The sequence below is a fragment of the Hydrogenophaga sp. genome (assembly GCF_018780385.1).
Classification (GTDB): domain Bacteria; phylum Pseudomonadota; class Gammaproteobacteria; order Burkholderiales; family Burkholderiaceae_C; genus Hydrogenophaga.
Genome location: NZ_JADMJO010000156.1, coordinates 1 through 16403, shown reverse-complemented (window position 1 = coordinate 16403; position 16403 = coordinate 1). Strand labels below are relative to the sequence as shown.

The 16403-nt window shown below is 66.3% G+C and carries 18 protein-coding genes; 5 read left to right on the top strand and 13 right to left on the bottom strand.

The genetic code is table 11. The annotated features are described in order from the left end of the window. Window positions 1-25: 25 nt before the first annotated feature. The 6 genes from IV113_RS25825 to IV113_RS25800 all read right to left on the bottom strand — a co-directional run bounded on the left by IV113_RS25825 (window position 26) and on the right by IV113_RS25800 (window position 5178). Window positions 26-1000, bottom strand: a complete 975-nt coding sequence (locus IV113_RS25825) for a DUF3426 domain-containing protein (protein WP_291091258.1) — start codon at window positions 998-1000, stop codon at window positions 26-28. A gap of 31 nt (window positions 1001-1031) precedes the next feature. Further along, a complete protein-coding gene (gene prmA, locus IV113_RS25820; RefSeq protein WP_291091256.1) occupies window positions 1032-1961 on the bottom strand; it encodes a 50S ribosomal protein L11 methyltransferase in 930 nt (309 codons plus the stop codon). Next, complete coding sequence (gene accC, locus IV113_RS25815; protein ID WP_291091254.1) at window positions 1951-3300, bottom strand: acetyl-CoA carboxylase biotin carboxylase subunit; 1350 nt, start codon at window positions 3298-3300, stop codon at window positions 1951-1953. Before accC ends, prmA begins: the two co-directional genes overlap by 11 nt. A gap of 16 nt (window positions 3301-3316) precedes the next feature. Then, window positions 3317-3772, bottom strand: coding sequence for an acetyl-CoA carboxylase biotin carboxyl carrier protein (gene accB / locus IV113_RS25810; protein WP_291091252.1), 456 nt, complete (start codon window positions 3770-3772; stop codon window positions 3317-3319). Window positions 3773-4021: 249 nt separating this feature from the next. Beyond that, window positions 4022-4549, bottom strand: a complete 528-nt coding sequence (locus IV113_RS25805; protein WP_291091250.1) for a TlpA disulfide reductase family protein — start codon at window positions 4547-4549, stop codon at window positions 4022-4024. Then, on the bottom strand, window positions 4546-5178 hold the full coding sequence (locus IV113_RS25800) for a hypothetical protein (RefSeq protein ID WP_291091248.1): 633 nt from the start codon (window positions 5176-5178) through the stop codon (window positions 4546-4548). The genes IV113_RS25805 and IV113_RS25800 overlap by 4 nt, the downstream gene beginning before the upstream one ends. Before the next feature lie 90 nt (window positions 5179-5268). Between IV113_RS25800 and mpl the strand changes: the two genes are divergently transcribed. Further along, window positions 5269-6744 (top strand): UDP-N-acetylmuramate:L-alanyl-gamma-D-glutamyl-meso-diaminopimelate ligase, encoded by a 1476-nt coding sequence (gene mpl / locus IV113_RS25795; RefSeq protein WP_291091247.1) that lies wholly within the window; start codon window positions 5269-5271, stop codon window positions 6742-6744. A 3-nt stretch (window positions 6745-6747) separates the two neighbouring features. Here the strand turns inward: mpl and IV113_RS25790 are convergent, their stop codons facing one another. The 3 genes from IV113_RS25790 to IV113_RS25780 all read right to left on the bottom strand — a co-directional run bounded on the left by IV113_RS25790 (window position 6748) and on the right by IV113_RS25780 (window position 9477). Then, on the bottom strand, window positions 6748-7068 hold the full coding sequence (locus IV113_RS25790; RefSeq protein ID WP_291091245.1) for a hypothetical protein: 321 nt from the start codon (window positions 7066-7068) through the stop codon (window positions 6748-6750). 76 nt (window positions 7069-7144) lie between these two features. Further along, the gene (locus IV113_RS25785; protein WP_291091243.1) at window positions 7145-8278 is read right to left on the bottom strand and encodes a 3-deoxy-7-phosphoheptulonate synthase; all 1134 of its coding nucleotides are present in this window, start codon (window positions 8276-8278) and stop codon (window positions 7145-7147) included. A 209-nt stretch (window positions 8279-8487) separates the two neighbouring features. Continuing rightward, entirely contained in the window at window positions 8488-9477 is a 990-nt protein-coding gene (locus IV113_RS25780) for an SPOR domain-containing protein (protein WP_291091241.1), read from the bottom strand. A 102-nt stretch (window positions 9478-9579) separates the two neighbouring features. Here IV113_RS25780 and IV113_RS25775 point away from each other — a divergent pair, with 102 nt between their 5' ends. Beyond that, a complete protein-coding gene (locus IV113_RS25775) occupies window positions 9580-11346 on the top strand; it encodes a lysoplasmalogenase family protein (protein ID WP_291091239.1) in 1767 nt (588 codons plus the stop codon). On the opposite strand, the gene ruvB is transcribed toward IV113_RS25775, so the two are convergent. The 3 genes from ruvB to ruvA are packed head-to-tail and all read right to left on the bottom strand — an operon-like array spanning window position 11336 to window position 13828. Next, window positions 11336-12388: a Holliday junction branch migration DNA helicase RuvB gene (gene ruvB, locus IV113_RS25770; RefSeq protein WP_291091238.1), complete on the bottom strand. Its 1053-nt coding sequence runs from the start codon at window positions 12386-12388 to the stop codon at window positions 11336-11338. The genes IV113_RS25775 and ruvB overlap by 11 nt on opposite strands. A 16-nt stretch (window positions 12389-12404) precedes the next feature. Then, a complete protein-coding gene (locus tag IV113_RS25765) occupies window positions 12405-13202 on the bottom strand; it encodes a hypothetical protein (protein WP_291091237.1) in 798 nt (265 codons plus the stop codon). 47 nt (window positions 13203-13249) lie between these two features. Continuing rightward, entirely contained in the window at window positions 13250-13828 is a 579-nt protein-coding gene (gene ruvA / locus IV113_RS25760) for a Holliday junction branch migration protein RuvA (protein WP_291091235.1), read from the bottom strand. A 106-nt stretch (window positions 13829-13934) separates the two neighbouring features. On the opposite strand from ruvA, the gene IV113_RS25755 reads away from it, so the two are divergent. From IV113_RS25755 to ybeY, 3 genes are read left to right on the top strand one after another with little or no spacing between them, the layout of a single operon-like run. After that, window positions 13935-14915: a PhoH family protein gene (locus tag IV113_RS25755; protein WP_291091233.1), complete on the top strand. Its 981-nt coding sequence runs from the start codon at window positions 13935-13937 to the stop codon at window positions 14913-14915. Window positions 14916-14925: 10 nt separating this feature from the next. Then, a complete protein-coding gene (locus IV113_RS25750) occupies window positions 14926-15327 on the top strand; it encodes an MliC family protein (RefSeq protein WP_291091231.1) in 402 nt (133 codons plus the stop codon). Then, on the top strand, window positions 15327-15782 hold the full coding sequence (ybeY, locus tag IV113_RS25745) for an rRNA maturation RNase YbeY (RefSeq protein ID WP_291091229.1): 456 nt from the start codon (window positions 15327-15329) through the stop codon (window positions 15780-15782). Before IV113_RS25750 ends, ybeY begins: the two co-directional genes overlap by 1 nt. 68 nt (window positions 15783-15850) lie before the next feature. On the opposite strand, the gene dtd is transcribed toward ybeY, so the two are convergent. After that, complete coding sequence (dtd, locus tag IV113_RS25740; RefSeq protein ID WP_291091277.1) at window positions 15851-16342, bottom strand: D-aminoacyl-tRNA deacylase; 492 nt, start codon at window positions 16340-16342, stop codon at window positions 15851-15853. Between the last annotated feature and the right edge of the window lie 61 nt (window positions 16343-16403).

The window sequence follows — 16403 nt, the reverse complement described above, 5'->3', positions numbered from 1 at the left end:
AGTCGATCAGAAAGGTTGGAAAGGGTCAGGGATAGAAAACCAGCGCACGGTAGCCGGCCATGGGTGTGGCTTCACCCACCGAAAGTGAGAGGCGGAAACTCACGTTCAGCGAGCTTTGCGCAGGAATCACGGTCGGCGCGTCTGGCCATTCTTCGGGCAGGAACACGCGGCGCGAGATGACCGCATCGCGCGTGTCGGTCAGGCTCAGCTCAAGGGCGGGCAGGGCCAACGCCATGTTGGAGGTGTTCTTGAGCACGAGGTCAAACGAATGGAAGTTGCCCAGGCGGCGCACCAGCGCAGAACTGTCGATCACGATGGCCTCGATGTTGCGCACCGGTCCCACGGCGCACCCCATCGGCGCGCAGACCTGTTGCAACAGCGGCAACAGATCGGGCCGCCACGCGGCGATCCGATCGCGCTCATGCAACGCCCATTGGGCCACCAGCAATGCCGCCAGCAGCAGAGTCAGAAAGGCCAGCCCGACACGCACGCCGCGCGATTGCCAGAAGGCGCGCTGCTGCGCCTGACGCACGAACCCGGGGACGGCCTCGGGATCCACGCTGTCAACCACTTCGCTGTCAGGACTCTCCGCGGGTGGGGCAACAGGCTTGGCGCTGGCGGTCGAAGCCGTCACCACGGCAACAGCAGCCTCTGCGTCAGCAGCCGCCTTGGCGGCCGCGAACCGTTGAAGTTCGGTGCCGAAATCGGCGTCGGCTGGCAGGCTTGCGGGCGGGTCATCCGGCAGTGGTGTCGGCGGCCTGGTGATGAGTTGATCCTCTTGGGGATCGCTTGCGTTGGTGAGTTTGGCCTGCGGCACCTGGGGCTCTGGCGGTGACCCCGCTGGTGCTGGTGCGCCCGGCACCCAAGGCTCCAAATAGAGCGTGGCGTCGAACACATCGGCGCAATGGCCACAACGCACCCAGCCTTCGGAGATCTTCAGCTGATCGGCAACGATCCTGAAGGTCGTTCCGCATGCCGGGCAACGGGTGGTGAAACTCATGCGCCGATTATCGCGGGCGCTGCACGGTCGCTCAGGCCTTGACCGCGGTCATGAGGATCCAGCCATCCTCTTCGTCGCTGACCTGCAACGCCACCCACGGCGCATAGGCTTCGATCAACTCGTCGGCCTGGCGCGCGAGGATGCCCGCGAGCACCAGGTGTCCGCCCGAGCGCACATGCGAGCACAACAGCGGGGCGAGGACCTTGAGCGGTGTGGCCAGGATGTTGGCCAGCACGAGATCGTGCTCACCCCGCGCGATGTCGGGCAAGCCCTCATGCAGCATGACGTGGTTGGCCGATGCGTTGAGCCGGGTGGACTCCACCGCGGCCGGATCGATGTCCACCGCAACGATCTCGCGCGCGCCGAACTTGGCCGCGCCGATGGCCAGGATGCCGGAGCCGCAGCCGTAGTCGAGCACACGTGAGCCCGCTGGTGGATGCTGCGCCGTCCAACGCAGACACATGCGGGTGGTCGGATGCGTGCCGGTGCCAAATGCCAGGCCCGGATCGAGGCGGATGATCTGCTCGGCGGCGGCGGGCGGCTCGTGCCAGCTCGGCACGATCCAGAACGTGGGCGTGATCTCCACCGGCGCAAACTGCGACTGCGTGAGGCGCACCCAGTCCTGTTCGGGCACGGACTGCACGCCGAGCACCGCGCAACCTTCAAAGAAGTCCTGCAGCTTGAGCAGCTCGGCCGCCTCACGGGCCGCGGGGTCGGAGGCAAACAGCGCCACCACACGCGAGCGCTGCCAGCCCTCCTTGGGTGGCGGCATGCCGGGCTCGCCGAACAGCGCCTGCTCGGCATCGGTCATGGCGTCGGCGTCTTCCACCGAGGTGCTCAGGGCGTCCAGCGCGTCCAGCGCCTCGCTCACAGCCTCGACCGAGGCTTCGGGCACCATGAGCACCAGCTCAAAAAGAGACCCAGCCGATGGCTGGGTCTGGGAAGCGCGATCAGCGTTCACGTTGGGAGAGCCACTCTTCAAGGTAGTGGATGTTGGTGCCACCGGCGACAAAGCTGGCGTCCACCATCAGCTCGCGGTGCAGCGGGATGTTGGTCTTGATGCCTTCGATCACCGTCTCGGCCAGGGCGGTGCGCATGCGGGCCAATGCCTGCTCGCGCGTATCGCCGTGCACGATGATCTTGCCGATCATGGAGTCGTAGTTCGGTGGCACAAAGTAGTTGGTGTAGGCATGGGAGTCCACCCGCACACCGGGGCCGCCCGGCGCGTGCCAGGTCGTGATGCGACCTGGCGACGGCGTGAACTTGTAGGCGTCCTCGGCGTTGATGCGGCACTCGATGGCGTGCCCGCGCAGCTGAACCTGGCGCTGCGTGAAGGGCAATTTTTCACCCGCCGCCACCGCGATCTGCGTGCGCACGATGTCCACACCCGAGATCCATTCGGTCACTGGGTGCTCCACCTGCACGCGGGTGTTCATCTCGATGAAATAGAACTCGCCGTTCTCGAACAGGAACTCGAAGGTGCCCGCGCCGCGGTAGCCGATCTTCTTGCAGGCGGCCGCGCATCGCTCGCCGATCTTCTCGATCAAACGGCGCGGGATGCCCGGAGCCGGCGCCTCTTCGATCACCTTCTGGTGGCGGCGCTGCATGGAGCAGTCGCGCTCGCCGAGGTACACCGCATTGCGGTGCTTGTCGGCCAGGATCTGGATCTCGATGTGGCGCGGGTTCTGGAGAAACTTCTCCATGTAGACCTCGGCGTTGCCGAATGCGGCACCGGCTTCGGCCTTGGTGGTTTGGACCGCGTGCAGCAGCGCTGCCTCGGTGTGCACCACGCGCATGCCGCGGCCACCGCCGCCGCCCGCGGCTTTGATGATCACCGGGTAACCCACGGCCTTGGCCGTGCGCTTGATCACCACCGGATCGTCGGGCAACGCGCCCTCGGACCCCGGCACGCATGGCACGCCGGCTCGGATCATGGCCTGCTTGGCCGAGACTTTGTCGCCCATGAGGCGGATGGAATCAGGCGACGGGCCGATGAAGGTGAAGCCGCTTTTTTCCACGCGCTCGGCAAAGTCGGCGTTCTCCGACAGGAAGCCGTAGCCGGGGTGGATGGCTTCGGCGTCGGTCACCTCGGCGGCCGAAATGATGGCCGGCATGTTGAGGTAGCTGTGGGTGCTTGAAGCCGGGCCGATACAGACGGCTTCGTCGGCCAGGCGCACGTACTTGGCGTCGCGGTCGGCCTCGGAATACACCATCACCGCCTTGATGCCCATTTCGCGGCAGGCGCGCTGCACGCGCAGTGCGATTTCCCCGCGGTTGGCAATCAGGATTTTCTTGAACATGGGCTCGGAGCCTTTTTTATTCGATCACGTACAAAGGCTGGCCGTATTCCACAGCCTGACCGTTGTCCACCAGAATCTTGGTCACGGTGCCGGACTTGTCTGCTTCGATTTCATTGAGGATCTTCATGGCCTCGACGATGCAGATCGTCTCGCCTTCCTTGATCGTGTCGCCAATCTCCACGAAAGGCTTGGCGCCCGGGCTGGAGGCCCGGTAGAAGGTGCCGACCATGGGCGACTTGACCGTGTGACCCACCGGCTCGACGGGTGCCGCCACCGTGGGCGCCACCTCAACGGCCGGCACCACCGAGGGCGCCACGGGCGCTGGCGCCATGCTGTAGGTCACAGGTGCCGCAGCGGACACCGGCGCGCTTTTGACGATGCGGACCTTGCCCTCGGCTTCGGTGATCTCCAGTTCCGACACGTTTGATTCGGACACCAGATCGATCAGCGTCTTCAATTTTCTTAAATCCATGATTTCTCCAACGAAAAGCGGCTAATTTGTTCTAAATGCGATCAAGTTCAGACTTGTCGGATCGTCCCGATCGAGCGGGGTGCCGCAGTGTACACGAAGGGGGGCGTGCCCAATCCAGCCGGGCCCGCAGGGTGCAGCGCGTACCGTCCGCGCCATGCAAGGTATTTTTTGGCGACAAAGCTGGAATTTAGCCCTTTATCGCAGGAACTCCCAGGCACTGGACCAGCGGTCCATCCCGATACCGCTGCGTCAGACCAGCTGCGCCCATTGGGCCAGATCGACCTCGGACACCTTGCCGATCTTGCGGTGCAGGACAGTGCCGTCGGCACCGAACACGACCGTGTACGGCAAGCTGCCGCTCGGGTTGCCCAGGCTGCGGCTGAGCTCGGTCCCGGCAAAGCCGGCCATACCCACGGGGAAGTTCAGCGGCAGCTTCTGCATGAAGCTGCGCACTGCGTTGGCTTGGTCGACCGCCAGCCCGAGCACCTGCCAACCCTGGGCCGCGTTGGTTTTGTTGAAGGCGTTGAGCAGGGGCAACTCCTCCACACACGGCGGGCACCAGGTGGCCCAGAAATTCACCAGCAAGGGACGCCCTCGCATGGCGGCCAAGTCCACCTCCTCGCCGTTCGGGCCTTCGAAGCGGCCAGCCCAGAATGCCGCCTCGGCCTCGCTCATCACGGGTTGTGGCGCGATCCTGCGCCAGGATATCCAGGCACCCGCGCCGGCAGCGACCACGGCGGCCCCGGTCATCAACACCGTTCTTCGTTGCAGTTTCATGAGGCGGGTTCGTTCAGTCCGGGAATTTCGGGCGCATCGGCCATGCGCTGCAGCAGCGCCGCAGCGTCGCCCCGCGGCTTGCGGCCTTGGACATCGGGCTTGAGAGCCCCACGCAGATCATCGTGCTCGTGCACCATCAAATGAATGAGCACCCACTGGCCCAGCGCGTCGCAGCGGGTGCGCAAGGTGAGCGCCTCCACCGGTTCGCCGCGCCAGCCGTTCACCGTGCCGGGGTGGTACTCCACCCGGTGATCGAGCAAGGCCCATTCAGGCGCCTTGGGGTCGTCGCAAAAGAGCTGCATATAAAGATCGCTGTGGCGCGTGGCGGTTCCGTGCCAGACCGACCCGCCCAGGTGCGGGCGAAAGGCCTTCAGGCGCTCCATCCACAGCAGGGCGAGTTCGCGCAAGGCCAGCAGTTCACCCGGCTGGGTGTCGGCACAGAAGATGTCGATGTGCTCGCGCACCGCCGCTTCCAGCACCGCGTTGTCGGGCAGCGCTGTGCGCGCCGGCAGGCCGAGCTGCTTGACGGCCTGGCGCTTGGCGGCCGCGTACTCCAGCCCGTCCTCAGCCACCAGGCGGGCGGCCACAGCCGCGATTTCGAAGGTGATGTCGTCCCGGCTCGCTTCCATGCCGGGGATTGTGCCCGCCCAGGGGATGGGGCGCCGAGGCGCGCGGCCATACCCGCAAGGCCGGGGTGGGTCGCCACCTAGAATCGCCGGATGCACATACACATCCTGGGCATTTGCGGCACCTTCATGGGCGGCCTGGCCGCCCTGGCCCGCGAAGCCGGTCACCGCGTCACCGGCTGCGACGCCGGCGTTTACCCCCCCATGAGCGACCAGCTGCGCGCGCTGGGCATCGATCTGATCGAGGGCTTCGGCGCCGACCAACTGGCTCTCAAGCCCGACGTCTTCGTGGTCGGCAACGTGGTCAGCCGCGCGCGCAAACCCGACGGCACGCCGAAATTTCCCCTGATGGAAGCCATCCTGGACAGCGGCGCGGCTTACACCAGCGGCCCGCAGTGGCTGGCGGAGAACGTGCTCCAGGGCCGGCACGTGCTGGCCGTGGCCGGCACCCACGGCAAGACCACCACCACAGCCATGTTGACGTGGATTCTGGAAGCCAATGGGCTGCAGCCAGGGTTCCTGGTGGGTGGCGTGCCCATGAACTTCGGCGTTTCAGCGCGCTTGGGCACACCCGCCGCCGCAGAAGACCGTTTTGCCGCCGGGCCGCCCCAAGGCAAAACAGCCCCCTCGGAGGGCAGCGAACCACACGCAGTGGGGAGCGTGGGGGCCTTCGTTATCGAGGCCGATGAGTACGACACCGCGTTCTTCGACAAGCGCAGCAAGTTCGTGCACTACCGCCCGCGCACGGCGATCTTGAACAACCTCGAATTCGATCACGCCGACATCTTTGACGACCTCGCCGCCATCGAACGCCAGTTCCACCATCTCATCCGCACGGTGCCGCCGTCGGGGCGGGTGGTGTCCAACGGCCTGGAGGAAAGCCTGGAGCGCGTGCTGCACCAAGGCTTGTGGAGCGAGCTGCGGACCTTTGGCGCGGCGGTGAGCGACTTCACGGCCGAGGGCGAGCCCCACGCCTTCGACGTGCTCAACCAAGGCAAGCCGGCGGGTCGCGTGGAATGGTCACTCAGCGGCGTGCACAACCAGCTCAACGCGCTGGCGGCCATCGCGGCGGCCGAACATGTGGGCGTGGCCCCGGCCGATGCGGCGCGGGCGCTGGCCTCGTTCGAGAACGTGCGCCGACGCATGGAAGTGCGCGGCACGGTGGCGCGCGCAGGTGGTGCGATCACCGTCTACGACGACTTCGCCCACCATCCCACCGCCATCCGCACCACGCTGGACGGCCTGCAGCGCCGGCTCGGCAGCCCGCGCGGTCGCATCCTCGCGGTGTTCGAGCCACGCAGCAACACCATGAAGCTGGGCACGATGAAGTCGCAGTTGCCGTGGAGCCTGGAAGCGGCCGATCTGGCGTTCTGCCATTCGGGAGGGCTGGACTGGGACGCCACCGAGGCCCTGGCGCCCATGGGCACACGCGCCCAGATCGGCAAAACCATCGACGAACTGGTGGCTCAGGTGGTGTCGGCCGCCCAACCCGGTGACCACATCGTCTGCATGAGCAACGGTGGGTTTGGTGGCGTGCACGAGCGCCTGCTGAAAGCGCTGGGCGCCTGAGGCTCAGTAGCTCAGCGCCTGAGCAGGCACATCGATAGAAATGACGGGCTTTGCAAGGGAGGCACTGGCCGCCCGCGCAAACGCCATGGCCCAGGCGCGGTGCGCCTCGTCGCGAAAGCGTTCCTCGCCCACGGCCTCCGCCACCCCCAGGATCTTGTCGGCCGTGAGCACTTTGCCGGTGGGCCGGATCGGCTCGCAGCCGAGAAACGTGAATTGCTCGTCCAGCCACGCGCGGGCCAGGTCGTGCGGCATGGGCTGCACTTCTTCCAGATCGAAGCGGTAGACGGCTGACCGGCCCCAGCTCACGGTGACTTGACTTCGCATGGTGAATCTCCTGAAGGGCTTCCATTGTGGGCCTCGCCGCTGCGGGCGGGCACCCCGTGAAAGCCCGCAGCCAGATTCAGGCTTTCGCCTGGCGCGCAGCCTGCACCGCGTTTGACAGCACTTCCAGCGCCTGCAGCGAATCACCCCAGCCCAGGCAGGCGTCGGTGATGCTCTGGCCGTACTTGAGCGCGCCCACCTCGTCCTTGCCCGGGGTGAACTTCTGCGCGCCGGCTTCGATGTGGCTCTCGATCATCACGCCGAAAATGCTGCGCGATCCACCGGTGATCTGGCTGGCAATGTCGCGCGCCACGTCGAGCTGCTTCTCGTGCTGCTTGCTGCTGTTGGCGTGACTGCAGTCCACCATCAGGCGCGGCGCCAGCTTGGCAGCCTCAAGCTCCTTCACCGACGCGGCCACGCTGGCAGCGTCGTAGTTGGGCGCCTTGCCGCCGCGCAGAATCACGTGACAGTCCTTGTTGCCGTTGGTCTGCACGATCGCGACCTGACCGTTCTTGTGCACCGACAGGAAATGGTGGCCGCGCGAGGCCGCCTGAATCGCGTCGGTCGCTATTCTGATGTTGCCGTCGGTTCCGTTCTTGAAGCCGATCGGGGCTGAGAGGCCCGAGGCCAGTTCGCGGTGCACCTGGCTCTCGGTGGTGCGCGCGCCGATCGCGCCCCAGGCGATCAGGTCGCCGATGTACTGCGGCGAGATCACGTCAAGGAACTCGCTGCCGGCGGGCAGGCCCAGGCGGTTGATCTCGATCAGCAGCTGGCGCGCGATGCGCAGGCCTTCGTCGATGCGAAAGCTTTCGTCCAGGTAAGGGTCGTTGATGAGACCCTTCCAGCCCACCGTGGTGCGTGGCTTCTCGAAGTACACACGCATCACGATCTCCAGCGTGTCGGCGTACTTTTCGCGCAATGGCTTGAGGCGCCGCGCGTAGTCCACCGCGGCGGCCGGATCGTGGATGGAGCATGGGCCGATGATCACCAGCAGGCGGTCGTCCTTGCCGTGCAGGATGTTGTGGATGCGCTGACGGGTCTGGCTGATCAGCGTCTCCACCGGCGTACCGCCGATGGGGAAGAAGCGGATCAGGTGTTCGGGGGGTGGCAACACGGTGATGTCCTTGATGCGTTCGTCGTCGGTCTGGCTGGTCTTGTCGATCGAACGGGTGTGCCAGGCATCGCTGCTGGTTGGGGCATGTTTCGCGGTCATCACGGGGCTCCTGGACTGGTGTTGCGGTTAAGGAAACAGGGTCGAAAAAAAACCGCCGGGCTGAGGGCTCCGGCGGTTTGATCGAGATCTGGTGATGCGCTTACAGCCTCGCCTCTCGTCCGCCGGGGACTGAGAACCAAAAGTAAAAGGCAAAGAAGTTGCGCGCTTTCATGGGTTGGCAATGTAGCACAGGCCCGCTGTTTCCTGGCTTACGGCCGGAACACCATGGCGTCCAGCCCCAGTGCACGGATGCGCGCCGCTGCCTCATCGGCCGGGGCGCGGCCGGCGAACGGCCCGACCCGCACGCGGGTGCGCTGGCCATTGGGTGAATCGACCACCTGGATGTAGGCCGGCAAGCCGGCATCGATGAGCCGGGTGTGCACGCGGTCGGCGTTGGTGGCGTCGGCGAACAGCCCGACGTTGATGGCAAAGCCCTCCAGTGGAGCGGCTCGGGTTGGTTGCGCAGCGGGGGTGGGCGCCGGTGCGGGCGCCACCGCCGAAGGTTCGGTTGGTTGCACAGGTAGCGGTGCGGCAACAGGCTCAGTGGGTGGTTGTGAAGGTACCGGCGGAGGCTCTGCGGGCGCGGGCGGCGATGGCTCGGCAGGCGCCACCACCACCGGCATGGCCACCATTGGCAGCACCTGCTGGTCGGCCACCCATCGGGACAGGCCCCAGTACATGACGATGGTTGCAACCGCGAGCAGCCCATTGATGGCCACCAGACCCAGCAGGCGGCGGCGAGTGCTGGCCCGCAGCGCGAGGGACGTACACGCCTCGCGCACGGTCTTGGCCTCGCGCACGGCGCGCGTCATGCGGCGGCGTGCATCGGCATGCAGCCAGGCGTTGCCATACAGCCCCGGGATCACGCAGCTCAGCACAAAAATCGCCCCCAGAAAGCCCGACTCGGCGAGCGACGGCCTGGCCAGCGATTCGCGTCCCAGGCCCAGCACCAGCAGGGCCAGACCTTCGACCGCCGCCACGTACACCAGTGCCGTTCCCCACAATTGGCGAAACACCAGCCAGTTCAGTGTCAGCAGCGCGGCGGCCCAGTTCCAGTTGGGGCCGGAGCGGCCCGCCTCGTCGAAGCGGACAAACACCGGCAAGTAACGATCGACGTTCACCGCGCCGAGAGCGGCCCGGTAAAGCGCGGTGGTGGCACTCTCCGGGGCCATTGCGGCGGGTTGCGAGGGGGCGGGCATGGCGCGATTCTGGCACGCGGCATGCGGGTTGATGCCAGCACCGCGCGGGCCCGGTTCTGCCCACAATGCGCGCATGCAGACCACCCCACGCGATACCCGCCCATGAGCCCGAGCCAGATCATCGTGCTGGCCACGCCGGTGTTCCTTGTGCTGATCGCGGTCGAGTACGCGATCGGCCTGAAGCGCCGGCGCAACACCTACCGCCTTGACGACGCCATCAGCAGCATCGGCCTGGGCATGCTCAGCCAGATCAGCGCGGTGTTCACCCGGCTGCTGCGCGTGGGCATCTACACCGCCGTGTACGCGGCGGTGGCGATCTGGCCCGACCACCCGTTCTGGACGACCTGGGTCGGCTGGCTGACCGCGCTGGTGTTCTACGACTTCTGCTACTACTGGCTGCACCGCGCCGGACACGAGAGCGCCATCTTCTGGGCCGCCCATGTGGTGCACCACCAGAGCCAGGACTACAACCTCTCGACCGCGCTGCGCCAGACCAGCTCGGGCGCGCTGCTCGGCTGGGTCTTCTACCTGCCGATGGCGGTGGCGGGCGTGCCGCCGCTGGTGTTCGGCGTGGTCGCCCTCATCGATCTGCTCTACCAGTTCTGGGTGCACACCGAGCAGGTCGGCAAGCTTGGCTGGTTCGACCGCTGGTTCTGCAGCCCGTCCAACCACCGCGTGCACCACGCAGTGAACGACCGCTACCTCGACCGCAACTACGGCGGCATCCTGATCGTGTGGGACCGGCTCTTCGGCAGCTTCAAGGAAGAAGACGAGAAGTGCGTCTACGGCACGCGCAAGCCGCTGCAGAGCTGGGACCCGCTGTGGGCCAACGGCGAGGTCTACTGGGGCCTGCTCAAGGATTCGTGGCACACCCGAAGCTGGGCCGACAAGCTGCGCGTGTGGTTCAAGCCGCCGGGCTGGCGGCCGGCCGACGTGGCCGCGCGCTTTCCCGCGCCGGCTTTCGACATCGCGCAGGTGCAGCGCTACGCGCCGCCCATGGACCGCGGCGTGCAGTGGTTCGCGGGCCTGCAGTTCCTGGCTCTGCTCGCGGGCGTGGCCGGCTTCCTGTGGTTCGCCGATGCCTGGCCGCTGTCGCGCAGCGCGGTGGTGTTCGCGGTGCTGTTGGTCGCGCTGTGGGCCATCAGCGCGGTGATGCAGGGCCGCATCGGCATGGGCGAGGCGCTGCTGATCGAATGCGCGGCGCTGTCCATGGCCACGGCGGCGCTGGGCGCGGTGGAACTGCACCGCGTGTTCAAGCCGCTGACCATGCTGGTCGCGATGGCCGTGGTGCTGACCCATGCGCGCGGCGCGGGCGGCCTGCGGCGTGCCGATGGTTTGCTGCTGGGCGCGCTGGCGCTGTCCCTGGCAGGTGATGCCTTCCTGATGTTCCCGGGCTACTTCATCCCGGGACTCGTGGCCTTCCTGCTGGCGCACCTGACCTACATCGCGCTGTTCCGACAGGATGTGCCGTGGTTCCCGAGCCGGCGCGCGCTGGTCGCCACGCTGGGCGTCGGTGGGGCCATGTACGCGTTTCTCTGGCAGGGCGGTCTGCCGGTTGGCTTGCGCGCGCCGGTGGCGGCCTACGTGCTGGTGATCGCGCTGATGGCCGCGCAGGCCATCGGCCGCGCCACCGTGCACCGCGACCGCGCGGCGTTTGCCGTGGCGCTGGGCGCCGCCTTCTTCATGCTGAGTGACACCCTGCTGGCGATCAACAGGTTCGTGTCGCCGCTGCCGATGTCGCAGGTCTGGGTGCTGAGCACCTACTACGCGGCGCAGATCCTGATCGTGGGAGGCATGCTGCGCGGCCAGGGCACCTTTGCAGCGCCGCGCGCGCCCGCAGCTGCAGCTGCCGGACTGGCTACTCGCTGAACAGCGCGCCGTCAGGGGTGGGCGGCGCCACCCCCAGGTGCCGGTAGGCCGCCAGCGTGGCGATGCGCCCGCGCGGCGTGCGCTGCAGGAAGCCTTGCTGAATCAGGTAGGGCTCGATCACGTCTTCGATGGTGTCGCGCTCTTCGCCGATGCTGGCTGCGATGTTGTCCAGCCCGACCGGCCCGCCGTCGAAGCGGTGGATCACGGCTTCGAGCAGCTTGCGGTCCATCAGGTCGAAGCCTTGCGGGTCCACATCGAGCATGGCCAGCGCGCGGTTGGCGATGTCTTTGGTGATGGTGCCCGTGCCCTTCACGTCGGCGAAATCGCGCACGCGGCGCAGCAGGCGGTTGGCGATGCGCGGTGTGCCGCGCGAGCGGCGCGCAATCTCGAAGCCACCCTCGGGGTCCATCGGCGCGTTCAGCAAACCCGCACTGCGTTTGACGATGCGCGCGAGTTCTTCGGACGTGTAGAACTCCAGCCGCGCAACGATGCCGAAGCGGTCGCGCAGCGGATTGGTCAGCATGCCGGCGCGTGTGGTCGCACCCACCAGGGTGAAGGGCTGCAGATCCAGCTTGATGCTGCGCGCGGCAGGCCCTTCGCCGATCATGATGTCGATCTGGTAGTCCTCCAGCGCGGGGTACAGGATTTCCTCGACGACCGGGCTGAGCCGGTGGATTTCGTCGATGAACAGCACATCGTTCGCTTCCAGATTGGTCAGCAGTGCGGCCAGGTCCTTGGGCTTTTCCAGCACCGGCCCGCTGGTCTGGCGCAGGTTCACGCCGAGTTCCTGCGCAATGATGTGAGAGAGCGTGGTCTTGCCCAGCCCCGGCGGGCCGAACAGCAGCACGTGGTCCAGCGCCTCGTTGCGCTTCCTGGCCGCGCCGATGAAGATTTCCAGCTGCTCGCGCACCTTCACCTGGCCCACGTACTCGTCGAGCAGCTTGGGCCGCAGCGCGCGCTCGATCGCCTCTTCCTTGGGCGAAGCCGGTGCGGCGGACACCACGCGCGGCGCGGGGGCGAAGTCGTCGGTCTGGATGCTCATTGTTGAATCGTCAGCTTCAGTTCGCGGTTGCGCCGGCCTCAGCGAAATGGAAAACCAGCCCTCCAGTCGCGTGCTCGGACAAAGTCAAGGTCATCGGAGTGTTCTCGCCAAGAAGCCCTCGCTCTTCCAGACAAGCCCGAGCCTCGCGCAATGAGCGCACCTCGAAACTCAGGCTGTGGATTTGATGCAGTTCGCCAGACGACACATCCAAAGCGATGCCGTCAATTTCCAGTGGCTCGTCTGCAAAAACCTGAGCAATTGTGCGCCAATGATTTCTCATCCCTTCTGCATCGGGGCAGCTCATTCCCACACGCGTCAGCCGGACAAGGCCAAGCAGTCCGCCCCCCGATTCAGAAAACCGGTGCCGCTCCGCTTCGTGGCGCTGAACAGTGCTTACACCTGTGCCCCATGGAACGATGCTGGCCTGCATGCCCCATTCACAGAAGAAGTTGCAGCAGGCTGGTGATGACAGGTTCAAGATCACCGAGTTGGTGAAATTCGTGACCGATTGGCCATCGACATTCGCCGTCTGGAATGGACGGGGTTCCTTGCAGGCAACCCCGTGTCGCTCCAGTTCGGCAATGCTGAACGCCAGTTCATCAGGCGCAAGTGCCAGGCCATGGATCAAGGGCAAACAAGATTCGTCAGGTAGATCGCCGTTGTTCCGGGCCGCCCAAAGCTCCAGATTGGTATTGCCGACATGAACCCAGGCAAAGCTCGCAAATTCGCTGCGTTGCAGCGGCCATGTCACCGGCAGGCACAGGGTCTCGGTCAGCAGCGCAAGCAAAGGCTCCGTGTCATGCAGTCGCAACATGACATGGTCGATCGAACGACAGATCGATTTTCTGTCCGGGTCGCCCCTCACTTCGCCAGTGCCTTCAGCGCGAGCTTGATGCCCTCGCTCACGCCCACATCCGCCGGCAGGGGCTTGAGAGCGGCGGCTGCGTCCTTGTCGCTGTAACCCAGCGCCATCAGGGCTTGCTGGATGTCGCTCTGCACGTCGCTCTGCGCCGGGCCGGCGCCACTCAGGTTGAGGTCGGCACCCAGCTTGCCCTTGAGTTCGAGCAGCAGGCGCTCGGCGGTCTTCTTGCCGATGCCGGGCACCTTGACGATGCGACCGCTGTCCTGCGCGCTGATGGCCTGGGCCAGGTCGCCCACGCTCATGCCCGAGAGCACCGAGAGCGCGGTGCGAGGTCCCACGCCGCTGATCTTGATGAGCTGGCGAAAGGCCTCACGTTCAGGGGCAGTACCGAAGCCGTAGAGAATCTGGGCGTCCTCGCGCACCACGAAGTGGGTGAGCAAGGCCACTTTTTCACCGGTGCCGGGCAGGTTGTAAAACGTGCTCATCGGCACGTCGACCTCGTAACCGACGCCGTGGCAGTCCAGCAGGATCTGGGGTGGGTTTTTCTCCAGCAGCGTACCGGTCAACTTGCCTATCATTGGAAGATCCTTTGTCGTTCGCCGGGCCGTCCCAAGAACGACAGCACCCCCTCGGGGGGCCTGGCGCAGCCAGGTTTGGGGGCTTCAATTTCAAGGAATTATCGGCTTGATTCTCAGACACACCTTCTCCCCGCCCGACAACGTCCGCATGGGGCACCTGTGCGGGCCCATGGACAGCCACATCCGCACCATCGAGGCGGCCTTGAACGTGAAGGTGGCGCACCGGTTCGAGCAATTTCGCATCGAGGGCACCAAGCCCAAGGTGAACCAGGCGCTGGAAACCCTGCAGGCCATGTACGAGATGGCCAAGAAGCCGATCCCGCCCGAGCAGGTGCAGCTCATGCTCAGTGGCGACACCGCCCTGGTCGACCCGGGCGATGGCGCCCTGGCCATGCAGACGCGGCGCGGCGAGGTGCGCGGGCGCACGCCCAACCAGGCGCGCTACCTGGAGAACATGGCCACGCACGACATCACCTTCGGCATCGGCCCGGCCGGCACCGGCAAGACCTACCTGGCCGTGGCCTGCGCGGTCGATGCGCTGGAGCGCAGCGCGGTGCAGCGCATCGTGCTCACGCGCCCCGCGGTGGAAGCCGGTGAAAAACTCGGCTTCCTGCCCGGCGACCTGGGCCAGAAGGTCGACCCCTACCTGCGGCCGCTGTACGACGCGCTGCACGACCTGATGGGCGCCGACAAGGTGCAGAAGGCCTTCGAGCGCCAACAGATTGAAATCGCGCCACTGGCTTTCATGCGCGGGCGCACGCTCAACCACGCCTTCGTGATCCTGGACGAGGCGCAGAACACCACCGTGGAACAGATGAAGATGTTCCTCACCCGCATCGGCTTCGGCGCCAAGGCGGTGATCACCGGCGACGTGAGCCAGATCGATCTGCCGCGCACCGAACTCAGCGGCCTGATAGACGCCGAGCGTGTGTTGAAGCGCGTGCAGGGCATCGCGATCACACGCCTCTCCAGCGCCGACGTGGTGCGCCACCCCTTGGTGGCGCGCATCGTGGACGCCTACGACGCGCGCACGCCCCACATCGATGACGCCGCGCCGACCAAGCGGGCGCGGCGCAAGGCAGCCTGAAAATCGACCCATGCACCCGACATTCATCTCCCGCGCACTCACCGGCCTGTTGGCCCTGCTGCCGTTCACGGCCTTCGCCCAGGGCAGCCCACCCGCCCCCGCCGCACCCGCCCTGATCTTCAGCAGCCAGGCGGTGCAGTACCGCTGCGACGGTGGCACCGAGATCGAACTGGTCTATCTGAACCTGAGCAACGGCAATGCGTTTGCCGCCCTGCACTTCGACGGGCGCACCGTGATGCTGCAGGGGCGCCGTGCCACCACCGGCGTGCGCTTCGTCGCGCTCGACGAGCAGAACAGCCTGCGTTGGTACACCCAGGGCATGAAGGGCGAGCTCAGCTTTCTGGCGGCCGACCACACCGCGCAGGAAAAGACGCTGCTGGCCAACTGCTTCGCCCAACCGGCCAAACGCTGATGGCCCTGCCTGCACTCACCCTGTCCTTGCAATTTGGCGAGCTCGCCGATGCGGCCACCCACCGCGCCGCGCTGCCGCGCCACACGGTGGTGCGCTGCATCCGCCACGCGCTGGACGCCGACGCCGAGATCACCGTGCGCATCGTCGACGCCGAAGAAGGCCAGGCGCTCAACCGTGATTACCGGGGCAAGGACTACGCCACCAACGTGCTGACCTTCGACTACGCCACCGAGCCGCTGGTGATGGCCGACCTGGTGCTGTGCGCGCCGGTGGTGGCGCGCGAAGCCGCCGAGCTGAAGAAACCGCTGGCCGAGCACTACGCCCACCTGCTGGTGCACGGCACACTGCACGCGCAGGGCTGGGATCACGAGACCAGCGAAGACGACGCCGAAGAGATGGAAGCGCGCGAGACCGAGATCCTGGCCGGCTTGGGCCAGCCGAACCCTTACGCCTGATAAAACCCGTTCACCCTGAGCCTGTCGAAGGGTTCGCACGATGCTGGTGAGCGAGGGCTTCGACAGGCTCAGCCCGAACGGGGTTGGTATTCCGATTGTCCTGAGCTTGTCGAAGGGCAGGCCGTGATCCTCAGTGGGATCGTCACCGGTCCGTCGTTGACCAGGTGCACTTTCATGTCGGCGCCGAAACGGCCGGTCTGCACCACCGGATGTGCAACGCGCGCCGCCTTCACGAATGCTTCATAGAGCGCCTCGCCCAACGCCGGCGGCGCCGCCGCGGTGAAGCCAGGCCGGTTGCCACTCTTCGTGTCGGCCGCCAGGGTGAACTGACTCACGATGAGCAAGCCGCCGCCGATGTCCTGCACGCTCAGGTTCATCTTGCCGGCGGCGTCGCCAAAGATCCGCAGCTTCAGTATCTTGGCGAGCATCTTTTCGCCCACCGCCTCGGTGTCGTCGGGCTCGGCGCACAGCAGCACCAGCAGGCCTTGACCGACCGAACCAACGACCTCACCCTCGATCTCCACGCGGGCCTGGGCCACCCGTTGCAACAGCGCAATCATGACCGCGGCCGCCCGGCCGCCCGAAGGCCGCGGTGCGCCCCCTCGGGGGGCAGCGACACAC

Bases quoted from the DNA above. Each gene is read 5' to 3' on its own strand.
- IV113_RS25780 (WP_291091241.1), bottom strand. From the start codon at position 9,477: ATGCCCGCCCCCTCGCAACCCGCCGCAATGGCCCCGGAGAGTGCCACC.
- IV113_RS25750 (WP_291091231.1), top strand. From the start codon at position 14,926: ATGCACCCGACATTCATCTCCCGCGCACTCACCGGCCTGTTGGCCCTG.
- accB (WP_291091252.1), bottom strand. From the start codon at position 3,772: ATGGATTTAAGAAAATTGAAGACGCTGATCGATCTGGTGTCCGAATCA.
- mpl (WP_291091247.1), top strand. From the start codon at position 5,269: ATGCACATACACATCCTGGGCATTTGCGGCACCTTCATGGGCGGCCTG.
- IV113_RS25775 (WP_291091239.1), top strand. From the start codon at position 9,580: ATGAGCCCGAGCCAGATCATCGTGCTGGCCACGCCGGTGTTCCTTGTG.
- IV113_RS25800 (WP_291091248.1), bottom strand. From the start codon at position 5,178: ATGGAAGCGAGCCGGGACGACATCACCTTCGAAATCGCGGCTGTGGCC.
- accC (WP_291091254.1), bottom strand. From the start codon at position 3,300: ATGTTCAAGAAAATCCTGATTGCCAACCGCGGGGAAATCGCACTGCGC.
- IV113_RS25825 (WP_291091258.1), bottom strand. From the start codon at position 1,000: ATGAGTTTCACCACCCGTTGCCCGGCATGCGGAACGACCTTCAGGATC.
- IV113_RS25805 (WP_291091250.1), bottom strand. From the start codon at position 4,549: ATGAAACTGCAACGAAGAACGGTGTTGATGACCGGGGCCGCCGTGGTC.
- ruvA (WP_291091235.1), bottom strand. From the start codon at position 13,828: ATGATAGGCAAGTTGACCGGTACGCTGCTGGAGAAAAACCCACCCCAG.
- ybeY (WP_291091229.1), top strand. From the start codon at position 15,327: ATGGCCCTGCCTGCACTCACCCTGTCCTTGCAATTTGGCGAGCTCGCC.
- IV113_RS25765 (WP_291091237.1), bottom strand. From the start codon at position 13,202: ATGTTGCGACTGCATGACACGGAGCCTTTGCTTGCGCTGCTGACCGAG.
- dtd (WP_291091277.1), bottom strand. From the start codon at position 16,342: ATGATTGCGCTGTTGCAACGGGTGGCCCAGGCCCGCGTGGAGATCGAG.
- IV113_RS25785 (WP_291091243.1), bottom strand. From the start codon at position 8,278: ATGACCGCGAAACATGCCCCAACCAGCAGCGATGCCTGGCACACCCGT.
- IV113_RS25790 (WP_291091245.1), bottom strand. From the start codon at position 7,068: ATGCGAAGTCAAGTCACCGTGAGCTGGGGCCGGTCAGCCGTCTACCGC.
- ruvB (WP_291091238.1), bottom strand. From the start codon at position 12,388: ATGAGCATCCAGACCGACGACTTCGCCCCCGCGCCGCGCGTGGTGTCC.